At 71.2% G+C, this 23,279-nt stretch carries 21 protein-coding genes; 6 read left to right on the top strand and 15 right to left on the bottom strand.

What is annotated here, in order from left to right:
- Positions 1-58 precede the first annotated feature (58 nt).
- Positions 59-628 (top strand): PPA1309 family protein, encoded by a 570-nt coding sequence (locus ABTX18_RS08815; protein ID WP_352122045.1) that lies wholly within the window; start codon positions 59-61, stop codon positions 626-628.
- Between the two features lie 31 nt (positions 629-659).
- Here ABTX18_RS08815 and ABTX18_RS08810 read toward each other — a convergent pair whose 3' ends face one another.
- From ABTX18_RS08810 to ABTX18_RS08795, 4 genes are all read right to left on the bottom strand, one after another.
- Positions 660-1,748, bottom strand: coding sequence for a YlbL family protein (locus tag ABTX18_RS08810; RefSeq protein WP_352122044.1), 1,089 nt, complete (start codon positions 1,746-1,748; stop codon positions 660-662).
- A 145-nt stretch (positions 1,749-1,893) separates the two neighbouring features.
- Entirely contained in the window at positions 1,894-2,082 is a 189-nt protein-coding gene (locus tag ABTX18_RS08805) for a hypothetical protein (RefSeq protein WP_136329457.1), read from the bottom strand.
- A 128-nt stretch (positions 2,083-2,210) separates the two neighbouring features.
- Complete coding sequence (locus ABTX18_RS08800; RefSeq protein WP_136329458.1) at positions 2,211-2,672, bottom strand: molybdenum cofactor biosynthesis protein MoaE; 462 nt, start codon at positions 2,670-2,672, stop codon at positions 2,211-2,213.
- Positions 2,673-2,812: 140 nt separating this feature from the next.
- Positions 2,813-3,979 (bottom strand): SDR family oxidoreductase, encoded by a 1,167-nt coding sequence (locus ABTX18_RS08795; protein WP_352122043.1) that lies wholly within the window; start codon positions 3,977-3,979, stop codon positions 2,813-2,815.
- A 190-nt stretch (positions 3,980-4,169) separates the two neighbouring features.
- On the opposite strand from ABTX18_RS08795, the gene ABTX18_RS08790 reads away from it, so the two are divergent.
- Entirely contained in the window at positions 4,170-5,612 is a 1,443-nt protein-coding gene (locus tag ABTX18_RS08790; protein WP_352122042.1) for a zinc-dependent metalloprotease, read from the top strand.
- Positions 5,609-6,157: an NUDIX hydrolase gene (locus tag ABTX18_RS08785; protein WP_352122041.1), complete on the top strand. Its 549-nt coding sequence runs from the start codon at positions 5,609-5,611 to the stop codon at positions 6,155-6,157. Before ABTX18_RS08790 ends, ABTX18_RS08785 begins: the two co-directional genes overlap by 4 nt.
- 105 nt (positions 6,158-6,262) lie before the next feature.
- Here ABTX18_RS08785 and ABTX18_RS08780 read toward each other — a convergent pair whose 3' ends face one another.
- The 4 genes from ABTX18_RS08780 to ABTX18_RS08765 all read right to left on the bottom strand — a co-directional run bounded on the left by ABTX18_RS08780 (position 6,263) and on the right by ABTX18_RS08765 (position 10,061).
- Positions 6,263-7,018 carry an AIM24 family protein gene (locus ABTX18_RS08780; RefSeq protein WP_352122040.1) on the bottom strand — a complete coding sequence of 252 codons (756 nt, stop codon included), beginning with the start codon at positions 7,016-7,018 and terminating at the stop codon, positions 6,263-6,265.
- A gap of 19 nt (positions 7,019-7,037) precedes the next feature.
- Positions 7,038-7,718 carry an AIM24 family protein gene (locus ABTX18_RS08775; RefSeq protein ID WP_148020615.1) on the bottom strand — a complete coding sequence of 227 codons (681 nt, stop codon included), beginning with the start codon at positions 7,716-7,718 and terminating at the stop codon, positions 7,038-7,040.
- Between the two features lie 11 nt (positions 7,719-7,729).
- A complete protein-coding gene (locus tag ABTX18_RS08770; RefSeq protein WP_352122039.1) occupies positions 7,730-9,331 on the bottom strand; it encodes a TerD family protein in 1,602 nt (533 codons plus the stop codon).
- Positions 9,332-9,437: 106 nt separating this feature from the next.
- A complete protein-coding gene (locus tag ABTX18_RS08765; RefSeq protein WP_352122038.1) occupies positions 9,438-10,061 on the bottom strand; it encodes a M48 metallopeptidase family protein in 624 nt (207 codons plus the stop codon).
- Between the two features lie 187 nt (positions 10,062-10,248).
- Here ABTX18_RS08765 and ABTX18_RS08760 point away from each other — a divergent pair, with 187 nt between their 5' ends.
- Together ABTX18_RS08760 and ABTX18_RS08755 are read left to right on the top strand one after the other, a co-directional pair.
- Positions 10,249-11,394 (top strand): ThiF family adenylyltransferase, encoded by a 1,146-nt coding sequence (locus ABTX18_RS08760; protein ID WP_352122037.1) that lies wholly within the window; start codon positions 10,249-10,251, stop codon positions 11,392-11,394.
- A gap of 41 nt (positions 11,395-11,435) precedes the next feature.
- Positions 11,436-12,881: an ABC1 kinase family protein gene (locus ABTX18_RS08755; RefSeq protein WP_352122036.1), complete on the top strand. Its 1,446-nt coding sequence runs from the start codon at positions 11,436-11,438 to the stop codon at positions 12,879-12,881.
- Between the two features lie 219 nt (positions 12,882-13,100).
- Here ABTX18_RS08755 and ABTX18_RS08750 read toward each other — a convergent pair whose 3' ends face one another.
- The 4 genes from ABTX18_RS08750 to ABTX18_RS08735 form a co-directional block, all read right to left on the bottom strand.
- Entirely contained in the window at positions 13,101-13,424 is a 324-nt protein-coding gene (locus ABTX18_RS08750; RefSeq protein ID WP_352122464.1) for a putative WhiB-interacting protein, read from the bottom strand.
- A 32-nt stretch (positions 13,425-13,456) separates the two neighbouring features.
- A complete protein-coding gene (locus ABTX18_RS08745) occupies positions 13,457-13,825 on the bottom strand; it encodes a WhiB family transcriptional regulator (RefSeq protein WP_072483858.1) in 369 nt (122 codons plus the stop codon).
- Positions 13,826-13,997: 172 nt separating this feature from the next.
- Entirely contained in the window at positions 13,998-14,333 is a 336-nt protein-coding gene (locus ABTX18_RS08740; protein WP_352122035.1) for a hypothetical protein, read from the bottom strand.
- A 164-nt stretch (positions 14,334-14,497) separates the two neighbouring features.
- Positions 14,498-16,687 (bottom strand): ATP-dependent DNA helicase UvrD2, encoded by a 2,190-nt coding sequence (locus tag ABTX18_RS08735; protein WP_352122034.1) that lies wholly within the window; start codon positions 16,685-16,687, stop codon positions 14,498-14,500.
- A 288-nt stretch (positions 16,688-16,975) separates the two neighbouring features.
- On the opposite strand from ABTX18_RS08735, the gene ABTX18_RS08730 reads away from it, so the two are divergent.
- A complete protein-coding gene (locus ABTX18_RS08730) occupies positions 16,976-17,233 on the top strand; it encodes a mycoredoxin (RefSeq protein WP_352122033.1) in 258 nt (85 codons plus the stop codon).
- A gap of 157 nt (positions 17,234-17,390) precedes the next feature.
- Here the strand turns inward: ABTX18_RS08730 and nudC are convergent, their stop codons facing one another.
- From nudC to ABTX18_RS08715, 3 genes are read right to left on the bottom strand one after another with little or no spacing between them, the layout of a single operon-like run.
- Positions 17,391-18,335: an NAD(+) diphosphatase gene (nudC, locus tag ABTX18_RS08725; RefSeq protein WP_352122032.1), complete on the bottom strand. Its 945-nt coding sequence runs from the start codon at positions 18,333-18,335 to the stop codon at positions 17,391-17,393.
- A 44-nt stretch (positions 18,336-18,379) separates the two neighbouring features.
- Complete coding sequence (locus tag ABTX18_RS08720; RefSeq protein ID WP_352122031.1) at positions 18,380-19,774, bottom strand: dipeptidase; 1,395 nt, start codon at positions 19,772-19,774, stop codon at positions 18,380-18,382.
- A 10-nt stretch (positions 19,775-19,784) separates the two neighbouring features.
- Positions 19,785-23,267, bottom strand: coding sequence for an ATP-dependent helicase (locus tag ABTX18_RS08715; protein ID WP_352122030.1), 3,483 nt, complete (start codon positions 23,265-23,267; stop codon positions 19,785-19,787).
- Positions 23,268-23,279 lie beyond the last annotated feature (12 nt).

Here is a 23,279-nt window from a genome sequence, read left to right as displayed (position 1 = left end):
CCTATGCAACTTACTGAGGCTTTACCTAGTTCCCGTTCCCGGGGTGGAAGGAGGCAGGATGTCGTCCATGCCCAACGTTTCCCCCTCAGGCCCCCCGATGGCCGCGAGCCCGCTCACCGTCGCCGTGCTCGAAATCGACCAGTACGTCTCCGGCCTCGGCTGGGACCAGCCCGCGCGGCTCTTCGCCCTGGTCGACACCGCGCGGCTGCGGGTCCAGGAGCCCGGACTCGCCGCTCAGCTCGGCCTCGACGACGACGGCTCGAAGGCCGCCGCACTCACCCCTATCGAGCAGGAGGAACTTCCCGCAGGTACCGCACTGGACGAGTTCCTCGCCACGATCGCCTGGCCCGACGCGGTCGTCGGGTGCGCCATGACGGTCGAGCGGCTGATGCTGCCGCCGTCCGCCGAGGCCTCCGTCCCGGAAGGTCTCGATGACGCCCAGCTGACCAAGTGGGTCGCCGGACATCCCGACAGGCAGGAGGTGCGGATGACCGTGGCGGTCCTGCGGGACGGCGCCCGCGAGTCGGCCGTACGCCTGCGGGAGAAGGACTCGCCGAACGAGGTGCTGACGGGCGCCGGCCTGGTGCCGGGGCTGGCCGAGGCACTGGCCGCGACCTTCGAGTCCTGACCCCTCCTCCCGCCCGCCCTGGGGGATGCGGTCAGCCTGCCGAGCAGCTCGGCAGCGCGGCCGCGTCCCCGGTGCGGATCCTGTCCAGCGACTTCTTGGCGTCGTCGATCGTCTTGACCCGCACCAGCGTGAGCCCGTCCGGGGTGTCGGAGGCGGCCGCCTTGCAGTTCTCGTCGGGGGTCAGGAAGTAGCGTGCGCCGGCGTTGCGCGCGCCGACCAGCTTCATGTTGATCCCGCCGATCGGTCCGACCTTGCCCTTGTCGTCGATCGTCCCGGTGCCGGCGATGAACTTGCCGCCCGTCAGCTGCCCCGGTGTCAGTTTGTCGACGATGCCGAGGGAGAACATCAGGCCGGCGCTCGGGCCGCCCACGTCGGCGAGCTTGATGTCGATCTCGAACGGGAAGGTGTGGTCCGTCCCCGCCTGGATGCCGACGATCGCCCGGTTCTCCTTGGGCGCCTTCTCGGTGGCGATGGTGATCTTCTCGGCGCCCTCGGGCTCCTTGCCGGCCTTCTCGGCCGCTGCCGCGGTCTTGGCGGGGATGACCGTGAACGTGACGTCCTCGCCCGGCTCGTGCTTGGTGACGAGCTTCGCCACGTCCTCGGGCTGCTTGACCGCGGTACCGTCGACGGCCTTGATCACGTCGCCCGCGTGCAGCTTGCCCTGGGAGGGGCTGTCCTTGAGGACCGTGGAGACCACGACCCGCGAGGAGACCGGGATGCCCAGCTCCGTAAGGGCCGCGACCTTGGCGCTCTCCTGGGACTGGCTGAATTCCTCGGCGTTCTCCTGCGTCGACTGTTCCTCGGTCTTGCCGTCCGGGTACAGCGTGTCGTGCGGAACGACGACGCTGTCGTGGCCGAGCCAGCCGTAGACGGCCTCGACGAGGTTCATGTTGTAGTCGGCGCCCGTGACCCTGACCGTCGTCATATTGAGATTGCCGGTGGTCTCGTACGTCTTGTGCCCGGTGATCTGCAGGACGGGCGCGCCGTCGACCTTGCCGAGCGTGTTCACGGTCGGCCCGGGGGACATCTCCGAGTACGGCACTTTGATCAGCACGCCTGCGCAGAGCAGCGCGATCAGGATCAGGGTGGAGGCGAGCATCGTCGCGGTGCGGCGTGGCATGGAACGACAGTACGGGAAGGGCCTGTCCGTGCACTGTCGGGGCCGGTCGGTACGAGAGCCGTGGCCTGGCGTGGCGAGGACGCCGGGCGGCGGTTCCGCAGAGGACCGGGCAGCGGATTGGCGAGTGCGTACGACCGAGGCGGCGTCAGACGTTCGATATCTGCTCGACCGGCTCGGAAACGGAGTGCGAGCGCTCCATCGCTTCCCGGAACCGGGCATAGCCGGCGAGTTCCGTGACATCGCCGGTCGTACGATTACGGGCAGCCCAGCTCCCCCATATCGCAGCACCGAGCGCAGCGAAAAGCGGAATCAACAACCAGGCGAGTGCTGCCATGACGACCTCCCTGCCCCATGAGCGTCCGCAACTGAATGATCAGCAGATTAACCATCTGCTGAACCAACGCTCATGGCAGGGGTGGGGTTACGCAAATCGGGGTGGATGTCCGCTCGTACGGTTTGCGCTCAGCAGGCGCCGACCCATTCCTCCGTGCCGTCGGAGAAGCGCTGGTGCTTCCAGATGGGGACCTCGTGCTTGAGGTCGTCGATGAGCTTGCGGCAGGCCTCGAAGGCCTCTGCGCGGTGCGGGCAGGAGACCGCCACGACCACCGCGAGATCGCCGACCTCCAGTTCACCCACCCGGTGGACGGCGGCCAGGGCCCGGACCGGGAACCCTGCGACGACCTTCTCCGCCACCCGGCGCATCTCGTCCTGCGCCGAGGGGTGGCACGAATAGCCCAGCGCCCCGACGTCCTGACCGCTGTCGTGGTTGCGCACGGTGCCGACGAAGAGCGCGGTGCCGCCCGCCGCCGCGTCGCCGACGGCGCGGAAGACCTCGTCCACGGACAGCGGTGTGTCGCGGATCTCCAGCAGCCGGATGGGGTCCTGTGCCGCCTGCTCGCCGGGGTGGTCATACGTGGGTGCCATGCCCACCATCGTGCCGTACCGCTCCGGCATCGCGGAATGCGGCTTTCACCCGGCGGGCCGCGCGCCGCCTTGGAGCCTCCTACAGCCGCCGCCTCGACGGCGAAGGCAGCCCTGTGGCGCCTGTCCCGGCCGGGCGCCCCCTAGAAGCGGCGGCGGGCCTTGCGTGCGCGGCGTACCAGGGCCGCGGTGCCGAGCAGTGCCACGGTCGCGCCGGCGGCCCCCGCCGCGGTCGCGTCCTTGCGGCCGAGCCGGCGCCCGGCGACGGTGTGCCGTCCCTCGACCTCTTCGAGCAGTGCCGCGAGCACCTTCTCGTTCGTCCAGCTCGGGCGCCAGCCCGCGTCGTGCAGGCGGCTCACGCTGACCACCCAGGGATGCATCGTGTACGCCAGGTCGCCGGCCGGGGACGGGGTCAGACCGATCCGGTGCAGCCGGGCGGCGGCGCCGAGCGCGACCGCCGAGGGAAGCTCCATGCGGCGGACGCCGCTCAGCTCCTCGACCTCCGCCTGTTCCAGCCAGCCGTCGCAGCCGACCGCGAACTCTCCGTCGATCTTCTCCAGGGCCGCGTACTCCAGCGCCGTGACCAGGTCCTCGACGTGGCAGAACTGCCAGGTGGGACGCGACCCGGCGACGACCAGGAGGCGCGGCGACTCGAAGTAGCGGGTCAGCGCGGTGTCCGTCCCACCCACGAGCACGGCGGGACGGACCACGGTGACGTGGAGTCCTGGGTGGGCGCGGGGCGCGCGGCGGCCGAGGCGTTCGATCTCGAGCAGGTCGCCGACGCCGGTCGCCTCGGCCGTGGCGCGCAGCTCGGCGTCCTCGGCGAGCGGGACGTCGTTGTCGGGCAGCGCGCCGTAGACCATCGCCGAGGTGCACAGCACGACACGGTGGACACCGACGGCGGCGGCCGCGGTCAGCACGGTCTGGGTGCCGCGCACGTTGTACGCGGAGCGGGCGGCGGGATCGGTCTCCAGGTCGAGATCGAGCGCCAGGTGCACCACCACGTCGGCGCCGCGCAGCTTCTCCGCGATGGCGGGGTCACGCACGTCGAGGATGTGCCACGTCGCGTCGGAGACCTCTCCACGGCGCTCGTCGATGGCGATGACCTGCTTGATCTCCTCGGAGGCCGCCAGACGTGCGGTGAGCAGCTCACCGACACCCGTCGCGGCTCCGGTGACGGCCACGACGGGGCCGCGGTTTCTGGAGCGGCTGCGGGCGGACTTGTTCTCGGTCTCGTTCTCGGGCTCGTGCTCGGAGGAAGAGGCGGCCAGGTTTCGCGCTGCGCGAACCTGAGGATCTGGGGAACTCACCGGGCGTCTCCAGCGGTTGTCTTCAGTACGTACCCGAATGACGCGTACGTACCAGGTGGCGTCCATCCTGCCGCAGGCCGGGAGCAGGCGGAGCACTGAGGCCGTGAGCGGACTTGGTGTCTACGCTGGATGGTGATGTCGGGCAGTCGCCGTCGGTTCGAGCCGGCGGCCCTACGAGCCGAGGAAACCCGTGAGTGACACCCCATTCGGATTCGGCCTTCCGCCGGAGGAGCCGGACGACGGCGACAAGGGCAAGAAGAACGACCCCACCGGAGGTGGGCAGGGTTCGGGCGGTCCGGCGAACCCGTTCGGCTTCGGCCCGGGCGCGGGCGGTGACAACCCCTTCGCCGCCATGTTCGGTTCGATGAATCCGAACGACCTGGGCGCCGCCTTCCAGCAGCTCGGCCAGATGCTGAGCTACGAGGGCGGTCCCGTGAACTGGGACATGGCCAAGCAGATCGCCCGCCAGACGGTCTCCCAGGGCACCCCGGACGGCACGAAGGACGCGAGCGTCGGCCCGTCCGAGCGTGCCGCGGTCGACGAGGCGCTGCGTCTGGCGGACCTCTGGCTGGACGGCGCGACGTCGCTGCCCTCGGGTTCCGTCTCGACCGTGGCGTGGAGCCGGGCCGAGTGGGTCGAGGCCTCCCTCCCCGCCTGGCAGAAGCTGGTCGACCCGGTGGCGGAGCGTGTCGGCCTCGCCATGGGTGAGGTGCTGCCCGAGGAGATGCAGGCGATGGCGGGCCCGCTGATCGGCATGATGCGGTCGATGGGCGGCGCGATGTTCGGTCAGCAGATCGGGCAGGCCGTCGGCGTGCTCGCCGGCGAGGTGGTCGGTTCCACCGACATCGGACTGCCGCTCGGACCGGCCGGCAAGGCCGCTCTGCTTCCGCTGAACGTCGAGCGGTTCGGCAAGGACCTGAGCGTGCCGCAGGACGAGGTGCGGCTGTACCTGGCCCTGCGCGAGTCCGCCCACCAGCGGCTCTTCGCCCATGTCCCGTGGCTGCGCTCGCACCTGTTCGGTGCGGTCGAGGGCTATGCGCGCGGCATCAAGGTCGACACCAGCAAGCTGGAGGACGTGGTCGGCCAGTTCGACCCCTCGCAGCCCGAGCAGCTGCAGGACGCCCTTCAGCAGGGCATGTTCCAGCCGGAGGAGACCCCCGAGCAGAAGGCCGCTCTGGCCCGCCTGGAGACGGCGCTCGCGCTCGTCGAGGGCTGGGTGGACGCCGTGGTTCACGAGGCCGCGAAGTCCCGGCTGACCTCCGCCGACGCGCTGCGCGAGACGATGCGCAGGCGCCGCGCCTCCGGCGGTCCCGCCGAGCAGACCTTCGCCACGCTCATCGGCCTCCAGCTGCGACCGCGGCGGCTGCGTGACGCCTCGCGGCTGTGGGCCTCGCTCACGGACGCGCGGGGCCTCGACGGGCGCGACGCGCTGTGGGAGCACCCCGACATGCTTCCCACCGCCCACGACCTGGACGACCCGGACGGGTTCGTCCACCACGAGCAGCTGGACTTCTCCGAGCTGGACAAAATGCTCGGCGAGGCGGCGAACGGGCCGCAGAAGCCCGCGGCCGGGTCCGCGGACGACGCCGCCGACTCCGGTGACGCAGACGGCAAGGACGACACCGACAAGTGAGCCTGCACGACGACGCCGTCCTCGTACTGAAGGGCTACGCAACCGGGGCGGACGCCGCCCAGGAGGAGCTGCGCCAGGCCTACCTGGACCATCTGGCGCGGCATCCCGACGGCCTGTGGAAGGCCTGCGGCGCCGGGCACCTGACAGCCAGCGCGCTGGTCGTCGACCCGGAGCGCGAAAGGGTTCTGCTCACCCTGCACCGGAAGCTGCGGATGTGGCTGCAGATGGGCGGGCACTGCGAGCCCGGGGACGCCACTCTGGCCGCCGCCGCGCTGCGTGAGGCGACGGAGGAGTCCGGCATCGCCGGCCTGACCCTGCCGGCGGGCGGCCCCGTGCTCCTGGACCGCCATCCGATCCCCGCACCGTGCCACTGGCACCTGGACGTCCAGTACGCGGCGGTGGCGCCGCCGGGGGCGGCGGAGCGGATCAGCGAGGAGTCGCTGGATCTGCGCTGGTTCGCCTACGACGAGGTCGCCGGGGTCGCCGACGCCTCTGTGGTCCGTCTGCTGGAGCGTACGCGCGACGTGCTGGACGGCGGCCGGTAGCACTCCCGCACGGGTAAGGGGCGCTCTCCATGGAGAGCGCCCCTTACCCGTCAACCGCATCGCACCCTTCTCAGCCCTCGTGCACCAGGGCGAGGGTGGCCGCTCTCAGTTCCAGGCGTTGTTCTGGTTCTGCGTGTGGGCACCCTGCTGACCCACGCCGAACTGGGCCCCCAGGCCCTGGCCGATCTGGGCGTTCTGCGGCGGCAGCACCTCGCTCGGCTGCACCAGGGCGAAGCCCTGGCCGAGGAAGCTGAGCTCCCAGCCCTCGCCCGTGTTGCCACGCCGGCGGAAGACACCCGAGGAGTGCGTCTGGGCCTGCATCTGCACCCGCAGGGAGCTGGACCAGGCGACGATCGCGTCGGCGTCGGCGTTGACATACTTGTCGGGCGTGACCTGCATCATCAGCGGCTGCCCGGAGGTCATCAGCGCGACCTTGCCGGTACCGGAGATGTTCAGCTGGTACTTGCCGGTGCCCGAGATGCCGTACTGGCTGTCCACCGCGATGACCTCGGTGTGGAGGGACGAGTCGAGCGCCAGGACGTAGGAGCTGTCGACCGTCAGACCGTCGCGGTCGACATCCACCACGTGAACGTACTGCGCGAGGTTGGCAAGGAAGACCGTGCCCTGCCCGGAGCAGCGCATCAGGTCGAGGCCCTCGCCGGTGGTGGCGCGGGCGCGGCGCTGTCCGTGCGACTGGTACTCGCCGTCGAACTCCATCAGGCCCTGGTACGCGACCATGGCCCCCTTACGGGCGAGGACGTCGTCGTGGCCGGTCAGCGAGACCCTCAGCATCTGCGGGTTCTGGACCGTGTACCGCTCCTGGGACTGCTGTTCCGTGTGACTGAAAAGCGGACTCTGCATGGTGTGTTCTCCCTCCCCGTCAGTTCCGGACCCGCAGGCGGTCGGTACTGTCCTCGCTCGGCTGGACGACGACGATCCCCTGGCCGGAGAAGGCCATCTGGAACGCCTCACCGCTGCCCCGCCCGATGAGCGAGGAGGCCTTGAAGCTGCGCTTGCCCTTCACCTTGAGGTTCGGGGACCACGCGACCAGGGCGTCCGGATCGACGTACGTCTCGTCCTCGCCGCGTCCGCAGTCGACGACGATGGGCGTGCCGCGCGAGGTGATCGCGACCCAGCCGGTGCCGGAGATACAGACGTTCCACAGGCCCTGGCCGGCGAACTTGGCCAGCCCCTTGACCCTTTCGACGCCCCAGGTGAGGTGGCCGTCGAAGGCGAGGACGTTGGTGCCGTTGACCGAGAGGGAGTCGTTGTTGAGATTGATGACGACCACATCGGCGCCGTAGTCGGCGAGGTAGAGCAGTCCGTCGCCGGCGCACTTCATCAGGGGCGCGCCCTCGCCGGTGATCCACTGCGAGGCGATCTGGCGGACGGCCGGCGGGTTGGGCTCGTACTGGATGAAGCCCTCGTACGCCACCATCGAGCCGGTGCGTGCGTACAGGTCCTGGCCGGTCGCCATGGCGACCTTCAGCATCGAATGGCCGTGGTTCTCCATCCGGGCCGTGACGGGGGTCGGGGCGTAGCCCGCGAGTTGCTGGTTCATGACGGGCTCCCTCAGACCTCGTAGGGCTGGACGACGATGAAGTTGCCGGGGGCGCCCCGGAACTGGAGGTTCACGGTCTCGCCACTGTGTCCGGGATAGGCGTTGCGGCGCAGCCGGACCTGGCTGGAGATGATCACCTGGGACGCGGACGACCACGCCACGACGGCGTTGCAGTCGGCGAAGGTGGTGGGGGTGACCGGCAGGACGACAGGGACACCGTGGGTCTTGACGACGATGGTGCCGGTGCCCTGGAACTGCATGGTGAACAGGGCGCCGCCGGGAATGCCGTGGCCCTCGATCCTGCGGACCTCGTACTGCAGTGACTCGTCGAAGGCGAGGACGCTCTCCGCCGAGACGCAGATGCCGTCGCCCTGGAGCTCGATGGCGTGCAGATGGGAGCCGTCCTCGGCGAGGAAGACCTGCCCCCGGCCGGTACAGCGCATCAGCTGCATTTCCTGACCGGTGGCGTTGCCGACCATCCGGCCGGCGAAGCCCGCGCCCTTGTAGCCGAAGTCGACCTTGCCCTGATACATCACCATGCTGCCCTGCCGGGCCAGCACTCCGGTTCCGCCCATGGTGAGGTCGACGCGCATGAGCTGCCGGTTCTGCGGGGTCCAGCGCTGCCCGGTGGCGGTCTCCTTGTACGGCTGGAGTGCGGCCTGCAGCCCGGGACCGGCCTGCGGCACGCCTTGGGGCACACCCTGCGGGACACCCGGCGGCTGCTGTCCGTACGGGGCCGGAGCGGGCTGTCCGTACGGCGCGGGGGCCGGCTGGCCGAAGGAGCCGGGCGCCTGGGCCGGGACCTGTCCGAACTGCGGCTGCTGGGGCGGCTGCCCGTACGGCGCGGGTGCGGGCGGGGGCGGAACGCTGCCGCCCTGCGGAGCCAGCGGCGCCGCTATGGTCGGCGCGGCGTGCATCTGCTGTTGCGGCGTGGGCGCCTGGGCCGCCGGAGCGCCGAAGGACGGCGCGGGCTGCGGGGCCTGCGGTGCGGCCGGGGCGCCGAAGGACGGCGCGGGGGCGGACGCCTGGGCGGGCGGCGCGAACGACGGGGCCGGGGACTGCGGCTGGGGGGCGGCGGGGGCCTCCTCGGCGACCTCGCCGCCGAAGTTCTTCAGCAGCGCGTCGAGCCCGCCGTCGAAGCCCTGGCCGACGGCGGCGAACCGCCAGACGTCCTTGAGGTAGAAGTCACCCAGCATCACGGCGCGCTCGGTGGTGAACTCCGAACCCGTGAAGGCGTACCTGACGACTTCCTCGCCGCCCGCGACGATCCGGATGTACCCGGGGCCGACCTGCGACATCTGCCCGGCGCCGTCCAGCGTCGCGGTGAAGGAGAGCTTGTGGATGCCGGCCGGAATGCGGTCCAGTGTGACGCGGAACGACTCCGTGTCACCGGCCTGTGTGCCGAGGAGCTGAATGGACTCCTCGGGCGATTTCGGCTGATTGAAGAAGATGAAATAACGGTCGTCGGAGAGCTGCTCATTGGCATCGAGGCCGAAGCAACTGATGTCAAAAGTCAGTCCCGGGCCGGCGATCTGCACACCTACGTACAGGTCCGTCCCCGGCGTGAGATCGCTGATCTTGGCCTTGTGGCCGCGTTGGAATTCCCTGGCCATGCGTAACGACCGTCCCCCATCCGGAAGCTGAATGCGTCGCGCCAGGCTAACCGCAAACTCCGGCATTGGGCCAAGCCGGTACAGACCCGGTACAAAATCGCGAACGTCACTCGCCGCGCGCGGCGGGCAGGTGCGGCAGCCGGTCGGCCGCCACCACCCCTTCGAGATAGCCCCGGGCCCTCTCCGTACGGGGGTAGGCGTCGAGCAGCCTCCAGAAGCGCGGTCCGTGCCCGGGCACCAGGAGATGGGCCAGCTCGTGGACGAGCACGTAGTCGACGACGTACTCCGGCATGCCCTGGAGGCGGTGCGAGAGCCGGATACTGCCCTCGGCCGGGGTGCACGACCCCCAGCGGGTGTTCTGGTTGGTCACCCACCGGACCGAGAGGGGCCGGGCCCTGCCCTCGAAATACTGGGCGGACAGCCGCTCCGCCCGCTCCGCGAGTTCGCTGTCGCCGAGGATCCGCTTGCTCTCCTGGGCGGCGAGCTTGTCGAGCATCACACTCACCCAGCGCTGCTCCTCGGCCTCGGACATCCGGGCGGGAATCAGCACGATCGTGCGGTCGCCCTCCCGGTACGCGGAGACCGTTCTGCTGCGGCGGGAGCTCCTGCGGACCTCGACCGCACTCGTCGCCGAGGCACGGGGCGGATGGTCGGCCGCACTGCGCCGGTGGGTTCCGGCGCCGCGCGCGGAAGTCTCCCCGGCGAAGCCGGGTGACGGGTCGGCGGGCACGCCACGACGTTACCCGCTGGCAGTGGGGGAAGTCCCGCCTCCGGGACGGTTCACACATGATCCGCCCCATGGCTTGCACCATTTGAACGACTAATACCCCCCGCCTGTGGATAACTTTTCGCACGGTTCCGCGCCGCACCTCATTCTGGCAATGGATCTCACGCAGCCACACAGACCGGGGGAAGCCGTGCATCCGATGTTGAAGCCCGCACTGCGCCGCGCATGGCGCGGCAGCGGCACCGTGCAATTCGGCGTGACGCCCGCACATGCGGTCAAGGTCGGCCCGATGGATATCGCGACGGGCTGTTTCCTCGAACTGCTCGACGGGACACGCGGGATGTCCCTCCTGCGCGAAGAAGCCAGGGCACTGGACCTGAATGAACATCAAGTGGACACGCTCGTGGCGCGGTTGATGGACGCGGGGCTCATCGACGACGTGCGGGCCGGCGGACCGGAGGCCGACGCGCTGCGGACCCGAGTGGAGACGCTGGAGCGTCACCGGCCCGATCTGGCGTCACTCTCCGTCGTGCATCCCGAACCGGGAGGCGGAATGCGACGGCTGGCGGCCCGCCGCTCCATGCGTGTCCAGGTGCGGGGAGCCGGCCGGGTCGGCGCGGCGATCGCGGCGGTGCTCTCCGGGTCCGGGGTGGGCAGGGTCGAGGTGCTGGACGGCGGATGCGCCGAGCCGTGCGACGTCGCGCCCGGGGGCCTGCCGGCTTCGGCGATGGGTGAACGCCGGGACTCGGCGGCGCGCCAGCTGGTGCGCCGCTCCTCCCCCGGTCCCGCGCCTCGGACCGTGCACCCGGCGGCAGGCTGTGCGAACGGTGAGCCCGGCCTGTCCCTGATCGTCGTCGCCCCTCGCGACGGCTTGTCCGTGTACGTGCCGGATCCGCGCACCGCCGAACCCTGGATCACCTCGGGCACACCCCATCTGTACGCCGGGGTCATCGAGGCCACCGGGGTCGTCGGCCCACTGGTGCTGCCGGGCGGCACTGCGTGTGCGGGCTGCCTCGATCTCAACCGGCGGGACCGGGACCCGCAGTGGCCGCGGATGCTGGCTCAGTGGCAGTCCGGACGGCGCACCGCCGTGCAGGCGTGCGATCTGGGACTCGCGACAGCGGTGGCGGGGCTTGCGGCGTCCCATGCGCTGGCCTTCCTCGACGGCGAGCTGCCGGCCAGTACCGGGGCCCGGTGGGAGGCGGCACTGCCGCTGTTGGACTGGCGATCGGAGCAGATCCGGGCGCACGTCGACTGTTCCTGTGGAGCGGGTGGGCACACTGAGGGGGTGCGCACCTCCGGGGCCGGCACGGCGCACGACACAATGGCCGGGTAACCGCCGCACGCAGCGCGGCAGTCTGGGATTTGGAGGGGCAAATGTCTGATCTTCCCCGGAAGGCGGTCACCCGAACCGCCAAGCTGGCCGCGCTGCCTTTGGGGTTCGCGGGCCGTGCCACGTGGGGGCTGGGAAAGCGCCTCGGCGGGAAGTCCGCGGAGCTGGTGGCCCGTGAGGTCCAGCAGCGCACCGCCGATCAGCTCTTCAAGGTGCTGGGCGAGTTGAAGGGCGGGGCCATGAAGCTCGGACAGGCCCTGTCCGTCTTCGAGTCCGCCCTGCCGGAAGAGGTCGCGGGTCCGTATCGTGCGGCCCTGACGAAACTGCAGGAGGCCGCCCCTCCCCTGCCGAGCGCCACGGTCCACGCGGTGCTGGCGGAGCGGCTCGGCGAGGACTGGCGGGAGCTGTTCCTCGCATTCGATGACAAGCCGTCGGCCGCCGCGTCGATCGGGCAGGTGCACCGGGCGGTGTGGCACGACGGCCGGGAGGTCGCCGTGAAGGTGCAGTACCCGGGCGCGGGTGAGGCACTGCTCTCGGATCTCACACAGCTCAGCCGTTTCGCCCGGCTGCTCGGCCCGCTGATCCCCGGCATGGACATCAAGCCGCTCATCACGGAGCTGCGCGACCGTGTCTCGGAGGAGCTGGACTACGCACAGGAGGCGCGGTCGCAGCGGGAGCACGCCGAGGAGTTCGCGGACGATCCCGATGTCGTGGTCCCCGGGGTGGTCCACCAGGCCGATCAGGTGCTGGTCACCGAATGGATCGACGGAGTGCCGCTGGCCGATGTGATCGCCGACGGGACCCCTGAGCAGCGGGACCGGGCCGGGCAGTTGCTGGCCAGGTTCCTGTTCTCCGGCCCGGCGCGCACCGGACTGCTGCACGCGGACCCGCACCCGGGCAACTTCCGGCTGCTGCCCGCGGACCCCTCCTCCGCGACGGACGGCGACGCCGGTCAGGGCGACGCCGTGCATGCCGGTGCGGCTCAGTGGCGCCTGGGGGTACTGGACTTCGGGACGGTGGACCGGCTGCCGGGAGGGCTGCCTCAGCCCATCGGGGACTCCCTGCGGCTGACCCTCCAGGGCGACGCGGACTCGGTGTACGAACTGCTGCGTGAGGAGGGGTTCGTCAAGGAATCGATCGACCTCGCACCGGACGCGGTCCTGGACTACCTCCTTCCGATCATCGAACCGGCCGAGGTGGAGGAGTTCACCTTCAGCCGGGCCTGGATGCGTCATCAGGCCGCCCGCATAGCGGACCCGCGTTCCCCCGCCCATCAGCTGGGCAAGCAGCTGAATCTGCCGCCCTCCTACCTGCTGATACACCGGGTGACGCTGAGCACGATCGGGGTGCTGTGCCAGCTCGGTGCCACGGTCCGGCTGCGTGAGGAACTGGAGTCCTGGCTCCCGGGGTTCCTGCCGTCGGAGGTGTGCGAGATGGCGTCGGAGGAGGACGTGACGGACGACGCCGCGGCCCCTGCGGTCATCAAGTAGCCGCTGTCCGGCCCGGGCGCTCCGCCGGCGCGTTCCGCCAGGGCGGGGCGGGGCGAGGGCAGAGTCCGACCGCGTGGGCACAGCACGACCGCGGGGCCGGTCCAGTGGACCGGCCCCGCGGTAGGGGTGCTGCTATGGGTGCTGCGGTGGGTACTGCTTGCCGGGAGCAGAGAGCGGCTGCCCCTCGGCGGTTACTGCCGGCATGCGGTCCTGCTGGGGTCAGTGCATGACCGCCATGGCCAGCGCGCGGCGGGCGCGCATCGAGGCGCGCTCGGCCCTGCGCTGCATCCGCCGCGCGGTGATCAGGCGCACGGCCTGACGTTCCGCGTCGGCTTCCCGCAGGCGGTCGTGCATATGCGCACGGGCCATGGCTTCTGGGATGAGTTGCATCTCACGGTTCCTGTTCTGACGCGAGTCGTTCGCGCCGCTGATGGTGACGTCCGGTGTCGCGGAGCCGACGGGCTCCCTCGTGGGGATGGACATGGGTGCCTGGTTTCGTGGGTCGTGGGTCAGGGGACGGTCGATGGTTCCGATGCGATTCATGGGCTTGGGGGCTGTGACTCCCAGGTCGGCGATCACGCGGCGACCGGGTTCTTGCGCGGACGGCCACGCGGCCGCTTGCGAGCGACGACGACGCCCTGGATGAAGAGCTCTCCACCCCAGACGCCCCACGGCTCGCGACGCTCCTTGGCACCGGCGAGGCAGGCCTCGACGAGCGGACAGGTGCGGCAGAGGGACTTGGCGTACTCGACGTCGGCCGGCGACTCGGCGAAGAAGACCTCGGGGTCGTAGGAACGGCAGGGGACGGGCACGCCGAGGTTCTCGATGGCGTCGTCGAGCGCGGTGAGCGCAGTGAGGGGGATCAAGGTGGAGTCCTCCGTGAGGCCGGGCGGGGAGATCGTGTCGGAAGGCGGTACGGACGGGGCGTGCGCTTCGAGTTGCACGGTGGTGGTGTCCTCGTCTGGTCGTTTCCGGCCTGTTGGCCGGGGGGCGGCTGGTACCAGGTCTTGCTGTCCCGAGGCTCCTTCACGCTGTCTCGTCCGTTCGGACAAAACAAAAGGGCCGCGGATCCCGAGTGGGGTTCCGCGGCCCTGAAGGCGCCGGCCTGATCGTCGATCAGGCTGGATCACTCCAGGGTTCAGGCCCACGGAAGGCCCACATCGTGTGGTGGTGCGTCGTCTGCTTCTTGGCTCCGGCTTCCGCTCCCGCACCGACGGCCGCAAAGGCATAGGCCTGAGCCTGTCCCTTCGCTACTGCTGCTGCCGGTGCCTGGGTCGGTCGCTCATTGCGCTCCCGCACGGGCAGGCTGGCCAGGGACAGCGGGCTGACGGCGGAAATGCCGGACATACCGGTGCCACGAAGCGAGGAAGCCGAAGAGCAGGCGAGGCCGAGCGAGCAGGCGGAGACGACCGAAAGATCGGTCATTTTGTCGGTCTTGATGATGCTGATCACTTCAATCGCCTCCTCTCGGCGTCTCTGGGGACCGGCGGGCCGGTCCTGCGTATTCGGATAAGTACAGCACAGGGTCAGGGCTTCAGAGAAGTCGCTGTTCCCGTGGTTAAGAACCTATGGTGATGACTGGGGCGGGCGCAAACTATTTTTTCGACGAGTTTTTCTCACATCTCCTCGTCGGCCGCTGCGGCTCCCTCAGACCCGTCCCCACCTGCACAGATGTCCAGCACGGAAGCGCCGAACCGGCCCAGCTTCCGCGCGCCGACCCCGGAGATCACGGCCAGTTCGCCCTCGGTGGCAGGCACCGCCTCGGCGATGGCCATCAGCGTCTTGTCGGTGAACACGCAGTACGCGGGCTGGCCGATGTCCTGCGCGCGGGCCGCGCGCCAGTCGCGCAGCCGCTCGTACAGCGCCTCGTCCATGTCGGACGGGCAGTCGTCGCAGCGCATCAGCTTCATCTCGCCGGCGTCGGTCAGGGTCTTGCCGCAGACCCGGCAAAGCGCGGGCCCCCGCCGCTTGCGCCGGGCCGCGGCCGGGCGCTCGATCCCGCCGCTTCCGCCTGCCGTCGCCCGCCCGCCGAGCGCCGCCGAGCCGGGGCGCAGCCCGTTCAGGAACCGGCTCGGCCTGCGGCTCGCCCGGCCACCGGGCGAGCGCGCCAGCGACCACGACAGCGAGAGGTGGAAGCGGGCCCGGGTGACACCGACGTAGAGCAGCCGGCGCTCCTCCTCGATCTGCTCATCCGTCTTGGCGTAGGTGATCGGCATCATGCCCTCGGTCAGCCCGACCAGGAACACGGCGTCCCACTCCAGGCCCTTCGCCGAGTGCAGCGAGGCCAGCGTGACCCCTTGGACCGTGGGGGCGTGCTGGGCGGCCGCCCGCTCGTCCAGTTCGGCGACAAGGTCGGAGAGGGTCGCACCCGGCCTGGCGCGTTCGAAGTCCTCGGCCAGCCGGACGATGGCGGCCAGGGACTCCCAGCGGTCGCGCACCGCCCCCGATCCGGCGGGCGGCTCGCTGCTCCAGCCCTTGGTGGAGAGGACGGCCCGCACCTCGGAGGGCAGGCCCTCCGCGTCGTCCAGCAGGGAGTCGTTGCCCCCCGCCCGGGCCGCCCCGCGCAGGGCGACACCCGCCTCCCGCACCTCCGGGCGGTCGAAGAACCGCTCCGCACCCCTGAGCTGGTAGGGCACGCCCGCGTCCGCGAGGGCCTGCTCGTAGACCTCGGACTGGGAGTTGACCCGGTAGAGCACGGCGATCTCACCGGCCGGGACGCCCGCGGCGATCAGATCCCGGATCCGCCGGGCGGTGCCCTCGGCCTCCGCGGGCTCGTCCGCGTACTCCAGGTAGGCGGGCTCGGGGCCGGGCTCGCGCTGCGAGACCAGTTCCAGCCGGTGCTCGGCGGCCCGGCCACGGGCCTGCGAGAGCAGCCCGTTGGCCAGATGGACGACCTGGGGCGTGGAGCGGTAGTCCCGGACGAGCTTGACCACGGTGGCCCGGGGGTGACGGGTGCGGAAGTTCAGCAGATGGTCGGGGGTGGCTCCGGTGAAGGAGTAGATCGTCTGACTGGCGTCGCCGACGACGCAGAGGTTGTCCCGGTCACCGAGCCAGAGGTCGAGGAGCCGCTGCTGGAGCGGGCTGACGTCCTGGTACTCGTCGACGACGAAGTGCTGGTACTGACGGCGGACGTGGTCGGCGATGTCATGGCGGTCCTGCAGGATGCCGACGGTGAGGAGCAGGACGTCCTCGAAGTCGATCACCGTGCGGTCGCGCTTCAGCTGCTCGTACATCGCGTAGACCTGGGAGATCTCGGCCGGGTCGCGCGGGGCGTCCCGCTGGGATTTGGCGACCACGGCCGGATAGTCGGCGGGCACGGTCTGGGTGACCTTGGCCCACTCGATCTCGCTCGTGACATCGCGCAGCTCGTTGCGGTCCAGCCGGAGGTGGCAGCGGGCAGCCGCCTCGGCGACCAGTTGGACCTTGCGCTCCACCAGCCGGGGCAGATCTCCACCGACTGCTTTCGGCCAGAAGTACTGGAGCTGACGCAGCGCCGCGGAGTGGAAGGTCCGCGCCTGCACCCCGCCCGCGCCGAGCTGGCGCAGGCGCCCGCGCATCTCGCCGGCGGCCCGGTTGGTGAACGTGACGGCAAGCACACTCGACGGCTGGAGTATCCCCGCGCGCACCCCGTAAGCGATGCGGTGCGTGATGGCCCGCGTCTTGCCCGTACCGGCTCCGGCCAGCACACAAACCGGGCCCTGCAGGGCCATGGCGACCTCGCGCTGCTCGGGGTCGAGCCCGTCGAGGACGGCGTCGGCGGAGTCGGGGACCTGCGGGAAGAGAGTGGAATGCGTTGCTGATGTCACCCCGCCATGCTGCCAGGTCGAAAGGGGCGGCCGCGGAAGTTGTCCACAGGGGAGGTGCGTCTGTCGTACTAATACGAGGGTGGCCGGTCCGAAGCAGTACGGAGGCGGCCCGGCCGAAACGGGAGCGGTCCGGGAATGGTGGCCAGGTCACGTACGTTCCCCTTCCGTGCGGCGACGCACGTCCCGGCTTCTCGCAGGATCTCGGTCCGGCGCAGAAGTGTGACGGATGAGACCGCGACGGGGCGTGACGGGACTGCCGTGACCGATGAGACAGAGGAGCGCGAAGACATGCCGGGCACTGTGACGATGTACAGCACCACGTGGTGCGGCTACTGCCGTCGGCTCAAGGGCCAGATGGACCGCGAGGGCATCGCGTACACCGAGATCAACATCGAGCAGGACCCGGAGTCGGCGGCGTTCGTCGAGAAGGCGAATGGCGGGAACCAGACGGTCCCGACCGTTCTGGTGGCCCCCTCCGGCGGTGGCGAGAACGTCGTCATGACGAACCCGAGCCTGGCTCAGGTGAAGCAGGCCCTCACCGCCTGACAGCCCGGCGCCCAACCGCCCCCTCCGGTCGAGACCACCGGAGGGGGCGGTGCTGCGTCGAGGCCGACGGGGTGGTGGTGCTGCGTCGAGACCACCGGAGGGGGCGGTGCTGCGCCGAGGCCGACGGGGGGTGGTGGTGCGTGAGAAGCCCGCCCGCTCAGCCCGCCCGCACCGGCTTGGGGAGCGGCTTGCCGTACCAGATCTCGATAAGGCGGGCCGCGATCGAGATGCCGAACGGCGGCAGGATCTCGCCCGACTCGAAGGCCGCCGTCAGCTCCTCGCGGGAGAACCAGCGGGCCTCCTCGATCTCCTCGCCGTCGACGTTGATGTCGAACGTCGTGGCGCGTGCCATGAAGCCGAGCATCAGGCTGGAGGGGAACGGCCAGGGCTGGCTGGCGATGTATTCGACCTCGCCGACCGCGATGCCCGCCTCCTCGAAGACCTCGCGGGCCACGGACTGCTCGATCGACTCGCCCGGCTCGACGAAACCGGCCAGTGTCGAGAACCGGCCCTCCGGCCAGTGGACCTGGCGGCCCAGCAGGGCGCGGTCCTGGTCGTCGGTGACGAGCATGATGACCGCCGGGTCGGTACGCGGGTAGTGCTCGGCGCCGCAGGCCTGGCAGCGGCGGATGTGGCCGGCCGCCGCGATGACCGTACGTTCGCCGCAGCGCGAGCAGAAGCGGTGCAGCCGCTGCCAGTTCTCCAGCGCCACCGCGTGCACCATCAGGCCCGCGTCACGGGCGCCGAGGAGCAGGCCCGCCTCGCGCAGGCCCGCCGGCCGGGCCGACTGGTCCATGCGGCCGGGCAGCGAGTCCTTCTGGAGCGCGAAGTAGCTGACCCCGTCCTCGTCGGTACCGAGGAAGTAGCGGTGGGTCTCGGTGACCGGCGCCTCGAAGGCGGGGGTCATCACGAGTTCGGTGCCGTCGGCCGTGTCGTCGATCAGCACCTGCCCGCCGGAGACGACGAAGACCCGGGTCGTCGGGTGGCTCCACGCGGCGGCCAGCCAGGCCTCGTCGAGGCGGTGGTGCGCCGCGCGGTCGATGCCGCTCGGCGCGGTCAGGCCGATGGGCCGGTCCGTGGTGGCATTGTCGAAGGTGCTCACAGGTGCTTCCTACTCCCCCGGGATGGATCGGGTGTTCAGAGGATTCAGCGGAGTGCGGCTGCCAGTTCGCCCCAGAGATGGGCGGTGGTCTCGACGCCCTTGAGCAGCAGGTCGATTTCGACCTTCTCGTTGGGGGCGTGCCAGCCGTCGGACGGTACGGAGATGCCCAGGAAGAGGACGGGTGCGCCGAGCACGTCCTGCAGGTCGGCGGCGGGTCCCGAGCCTCCTTCGCGGGTGAAGAGGACCTTCTTGCCGAAGGCCCGCCCCATGGCGCGGGCCACGGCCTGCAGCGCGGGATGGTCCAGAGGCGTCAGGCAGGGGCGGGTGGCCGGGAGGAAGGTGATCCGGTGGCGGATCCCCGCCGGGATACGGTCCTCGGCCCAAGCCTGCACGGCCTTCTGGACGTGGTCCGGGTCCTGGCCCGCGACCAGCCGGAAGCTGATCTTGACCAGCGCCGAGGACGGGATGACCGTCTTACTTCCGGCGCCCTGGTAGCCGCCGCCGATGCCGTTGACCTCGGCGGTGGGACGCGCCCAGATCCGCTCAAGCGTGGAGTACCCGGCCTCGCCCGAGGCGGCGCCGGACCTGGCGGTGCGCAGCCAGGTTGCCTCGTCGAAGGGAAGCTCGGCGAAGAGGGCGCGTTCGGTCTCGGTGAGTTCGGCCACGCCGTCGTAGAAGCCGGGGACGGCGACCCGGCCGTCGGTGTCGTGGAGAGCCGCGACGAGGCGGGCGATCTCCGTCGCCGGGTTGGGGACGGCGCCGCCGAACGATCCGGAGTGGATGTCCTGCTCCGGCCCGTGCAGCTCGATCTCGCACTCGGCCAGGCCGCGCATGCCGGTGCACACGGTCGGGGTCGTCTCGTCCCACATGCCGGTGTCGGAGACGATCACGGCGTCCGCGGTGAGGCGGTCGGCCCGCTGCTCGACCAGGGCGCGGAAGTGCGGGGAGCCGGACTCCTCCTCGCCCTCGACGAGGAGTTTGAGGTGGACGGCGGGGGCGGTGCGGCCGGTGGTGGCGAGGTGCGCCCGGACGCCGAGGGTGTGGAAGAACACCTGTCCCTTGTCGTCGGCGGCGCCGCGCCCGTACATGCGGCCGTCGCGGACCACCGGTTCGAAGGGCTCGGTGTCCCAGCCGTCCTCGCGGGCGGCCGGCTGCACGTCGTGGTGCCCGTACACGAGAACCGTGGGGGCGTCCGGGTCGTCGGAGGGCCACTCGGCGAAGACGGCGGGCGCACCGTCCGTCTCCCAGATCTCGGTGACCGGGAAGCCGGTCTCCTTCAGCTTGGCGGACAGCCACGCGGCGCTGCGCCGTACGTCCTCGTCGTGCTCCGGCTGTGCGGATACGGACGGGATGCGCAGCCACTCGGCGAGGTCGTCGAGGAAGGCCGCGCGGTGCTGCTCGGTGTACGTACGGACGGCACTGTCCGGGGTGTCGCTCATGACCTTCAGCTTATCCGCCCACGGGAGGTGGCTCGTCCAGGAGGATGCGCTCCAGTTCCGGGCGGCCGGGGAGGCGGGTGGGGCGGACGCTCTCGCCGCTGCGTACGAAGAGGAAGGTGGCTGTGACGTCGGTGAGCGGCAGCCCGTGCAGTTCGGCCCAGGCGAGGCGGTAGACGGCGAGCTGGAGGGGGTCGGCGGTGTTGGTGCGGCTGGTCTTCCAGTCGACGATCTCGTACGTGTTGCCCGTGCGGTACACCGCGTCGATACGGCCCCGGATCACCCGGCCGGCCAGGGTGATCTGGAAGGGCGTCTCGACGCGGTACGGGGTCCGGCGGGCGTACGGGGTGCGCTCGAAGGCCTCCTTGAGCTCGGCGAGATCGCGCTCGTCGGCGATGTCGGCGTCGCTCTCGTCGCCGCCGGGCAGCTCGTCGGGGCCGAGCATGGGGAGCGGCAGCTCCTCGAAGCGTGACTCGACCCAGGCGTGGAAGCGGGTGCCCCGGCGGGCTGCGGGCTGCGGGGGGCGGGGCATGGGGCGGGCCAGTTCCTGCGCGAAGCCGTCGGGGTCGTCGGCGAGGCGCAGCAGCTGGGTGGCGGAGAGCGAGGCGGGCACGAGGACCTCACGCACGGTGGCGCGGGCGCGGCGCAGCTCCCCGGCGAGGGCGTCGAGGTCGCGGTCCCAGGACGCGAGGGTCCGGGACTCCTCGGGGGTGAGCCGTGCGGGGAGCCGCTCGGGGGCGCGGGCGGCGGGGACGTGCGGGGCGGCGGGGGCCCGGGGCACGCCGTCGTCATCGTCGTCATCGTCGTCGTCGTCGTCGTCGTCGTCGTCGTCGTCGTCGTCGTCGGGGAAGGGTGCGTCGTCGGGGAAGGGTCCGTCGTCCAGGAAGGGGTCGTCCTCGGGGAACGGCGCCTCGTCGGGAAACAGCTCCTCGTCCGGGAAGACCTCGTTGGACTCGTCCGGAAGGGGCGACGGTGCCAGGGCCAGCGCCTCCAGACGGGCCATCACCGTGTCCGCGGCGGCCCGGCGGCGGGCCAGTGCGGTGGCGTCCAGGGGCAGCGGCCAGGCGTGGTCGGCCGTGGCCTCGCCGAGGGCCGGGTTCTCCTCGTCCTCGGCCGGCTCGTCCGCCCACGCCTCGATCTCACCGTGTCCGGCCGCGCAGTGCTCGTACAACGCCTCCAGGAAGGCGGACGGGCCGCGCGGCTTCTTCTGGCTCGGTCCCCACCAGTGGCCGGAGCCGAGCAGCAGGGTGCGGGGCCGGGTGAAGGTGACGTAGCCGAGGCGGAGCTCCTCGGTGTGCTGGTGCTCGCTCAGCTCCTCCTTGAAGCCCTTGAGGCCCTTGGCGTCGAAGGAGTGGAGGACGGGCAGCGTGGCCGCGTCGCCGCGCAGGGCGTGCGGGAGGACCTGGGACTGCGAGGTCCAGGCCTCACGGGACCGGCCGCTGGGGAACTGGCCGGTGACCAGGCCGGGCACGGCGACGACGTCCCACTCCAGGCCCTTGGACTTGTGGGCGGTGAGGACCTTTACGGTGTTCTCGCCGCCGGGCAGCGCGTTGTCCAGGCCCTTCTCGTACTGCGCGGCGGTGCGCAGGAAGCCGAGGAAGGCGAGCAGCGTCGCCTCCGGGTCGACGGCGGCGAACCGGGCGGCGACGTCGAGGAAGTTGGCGAGGGTCTCACGGCGGCGGGCCGCCAGGGCCTGGGGGGAGGCGGACAGCTCGACCTCGAGGCCGGTGGTGGCGAGGACCCGGTGCAGGACGTCCATCAACGGGTCGGAGAGCGAGCGGCGCAGGTCGCGCAGTTCGGTGGCGAGGCGGGCGAAACGGACGCGGGCCTCGGCGGAGAACGGCAGGCGGTCGTCCTGCTCGCCGCCGGAGTCGAGGAACGTGTCCAGGGCGTCCGCGAGGGAGATCACCTCGGCCGGGTCGACACCCTCGACGGCCTCGGCGAGGCGGCGGTCGGGGTCGAAGTCGTCCTCGTCCCCGTGGGCGGCGCGGTGGACGAGGAGGCGGGCGCGGCGGCCGAGCAGCGCCAGGTCGCGGGGGCCGATCCGCCAGCGGGGGCCGGTGAGCAGCCGGACCAGGGCGGCGTTGGCTCCCGGGTCCTGGAGGACCTCGCAGACGGCCACGAGGTCGGCGACCTCGGGGAGGTGGAGCAGCCCGGACAGGCCGACGACCTCGACCGGGATGTCGCGCGCGACGAGCGCGGCCTGGATTCCGGGGAAGTCGCCCGCGGTGCGGCACAGGACGGCGATCTCGCCGGGGGCCTTGCCGGTGCGCACGAGGTGGGCGATCGAGTCGGCGAGCCAGTCGAGCTCCTCGGCGTGGGTGCGCAGCAGGGCGCAGCGGACGAGGCCGTCGCGCTCGGCACCCGGAGCGGGGCGCAGGGCCTCGACACCCTCGTGCATGGCGCGCAGGGGGGCGGCGAGCCCGTTGGCGAGGCGGAGGAGGCGGCCGCCGCTGCGGCGGTTCTCGCTGAGGGAGTAGCGGGCGGCCGGGGTGCCGTCGGCGTGCGGGAAGTGGCTGGGGAAGTCGTCGAGGTTGGCCACGGACGCGCCGCGCCAGCCGTAGATGGCCTGGCAGGGGTCGCCGACCGCGGTGACGGCGTGTCCGGACGCGATGCCGTCGGGGCCGCTGCCGAAGAGGGCGGAGAGCAGGAGGCGCTGGGCGACGGAGGTGTCCTGGTACTCGTCGAGCAGGACGACGCGGTACTCGTCGCGCAGGATGGCGCCGACCTCGGGGCGGGTGAGGGCGAGCCGGGCGGAGAGGGCGATCTGGTCCCCGAAGTCCAGGAGGTCGCGGCTGCGCTTGGCCTCCCGGTAGCGCCGGGTCAGTGAGAGCAGTTCGCGGCGGGCCTCGGCGGCCTCGGGGATCTTGCGCAGTTCCGCGTTGCTGAGCTTGGCGGTCTCCAGGGTGCGGAGCAGCTCGGTGTCGTACTCCGCGAGCTGTTCGGGCTCTACGAGGTGTTCGGCGAGCTCCGCGTCCAGCGCCAGAAGATCGCTGACCAGGGTGGGGAACGACCTCGTCAGGGCCGGGTACGGGCCGGGCGCCTCGCGCAGCACGCGGGCGGCGAGCTGGTAGCGCGTGGCGTCGGCGAGGAGGCGGGTGGTGGGTTCGAGTCCGATCCGCAGCCCGTGATCGGCCAGGAGCCGGCCGGCGAAGGCGTGGTACGTGGAGATGCCGGGCTCGCCCGGGGGGTTGTCCGGGTCGATGACGTCCGGGTCGGTGACCCCGGCGGCGATCAGGGCCTTGCGGACGCGCTCGGCGAGCTCCCCGGCCGCCTTGTTGGTGAAGGTGAGCCCGAGGACCTGCTCGGGGGCGACCTGGCCGGTCCCGACCAGCCACACCACGCGCGCGGCCATCACCGTGGTCTTCCCCGACCCGGCCCCGGCGACGATCACCTGCGGGGCGGGCGGCGCGATGATGCACGCCGTCTGCTCCGGGGTGAAGGGGATCCCGAGGAGCTCCTTGAGCTGCTCGGGATCGGTGAGGCGTGAGGACACTCCACAGAGGCT

Source organism: Streptomyces sp. NPDC096323 (assembly GCF_040302845.1).
Lineage (GTDB): Bacteria > Actinomycetota > Actinomycetes > Streptomycetales > Streptomycetaceae > Streptomyces.
Note: the sequence above shows the minus strand (reverse complement) of the source record. Positions and strands in the feature narration are given on the sequence as shown.

Coding starts and splice junctions, on each gene's coding strand:
- ABTX18_RS08815 (WP_352122045.1), top strand. CDS start 59: ATGTCGTCCATGCCCAACGTTTCCCCCTCAGGCCCCCCGATGGCCGCG.
- ABTX18_RS08810 (WP_352122044.1), bottom strand. CDS start 1,748: ATGCCACGCCGCACCGCGACGATGCTCGCCTCCACCCTGATCCTGATC.
- ABTX18_RS08805 (WP_136329457.1), bottom strand. CDS start 2,082: ATGGCAGCACTCGCCTGGTTGTTGATTCCGCTTTTCGCTGCGCTCGGT.
- ABTX18_RS08800 (WP_136329458.1), bottom strand. CDS start 2,672: ATGGCACCCACGTATGACCACCCCGGCGAGCAGGCGGCACAGGACCCC.
- ABTX18_RS08780 (WP_352122040.1), bottom strand. CDS start 7,018: ATGCAGAGTCCGCTTTTCAGTCACACGGAACAGCAGTCCCAGGAGCGG.
- ABTX18_RS08775 (WP_148020615.1), bottom strand. CDS start 7,718: ATGAACCAGCAACTCGCGGGCTACGCCCCGACCCCCGTCACGGCCCGG.
- ABTX18_RS08770 (WP_352122039.1), bottom strand. CDS start 9,331: ATGGCCAGGGAATTCCAACGCGGCCACAAGGCCAAGATCAGCGATCTC.
- ABTX18_RS08755 (WP_352122036.1), top strand. CDS start 11,436: ATGTCTGATCTTCCCCGGAAGGCGGTCACCCGAACCGCCAAGCTGGCC.
- ABTX18_RS08750 (WP_352122464.1), bottom strand. CDS start 13,424: ATGAATCGCATCGGAACCATCGACCGTCCCCTGACCCACGACCCACGA.
- ABTX18_RS08730 (WP_352122033.1), top strand. CDS start 16,976: ATGCCGGGCACTGTGACGATGTACAGCACCACGTGGTGCGGCTACTGC.
- ABTX18_RS08720 (WP_352122031.1), bottom strand. CDS start 19,774: ATGAGCGACACCCCGGACAGTGCCGTCCGTACGTACACCGAGCAGCAC.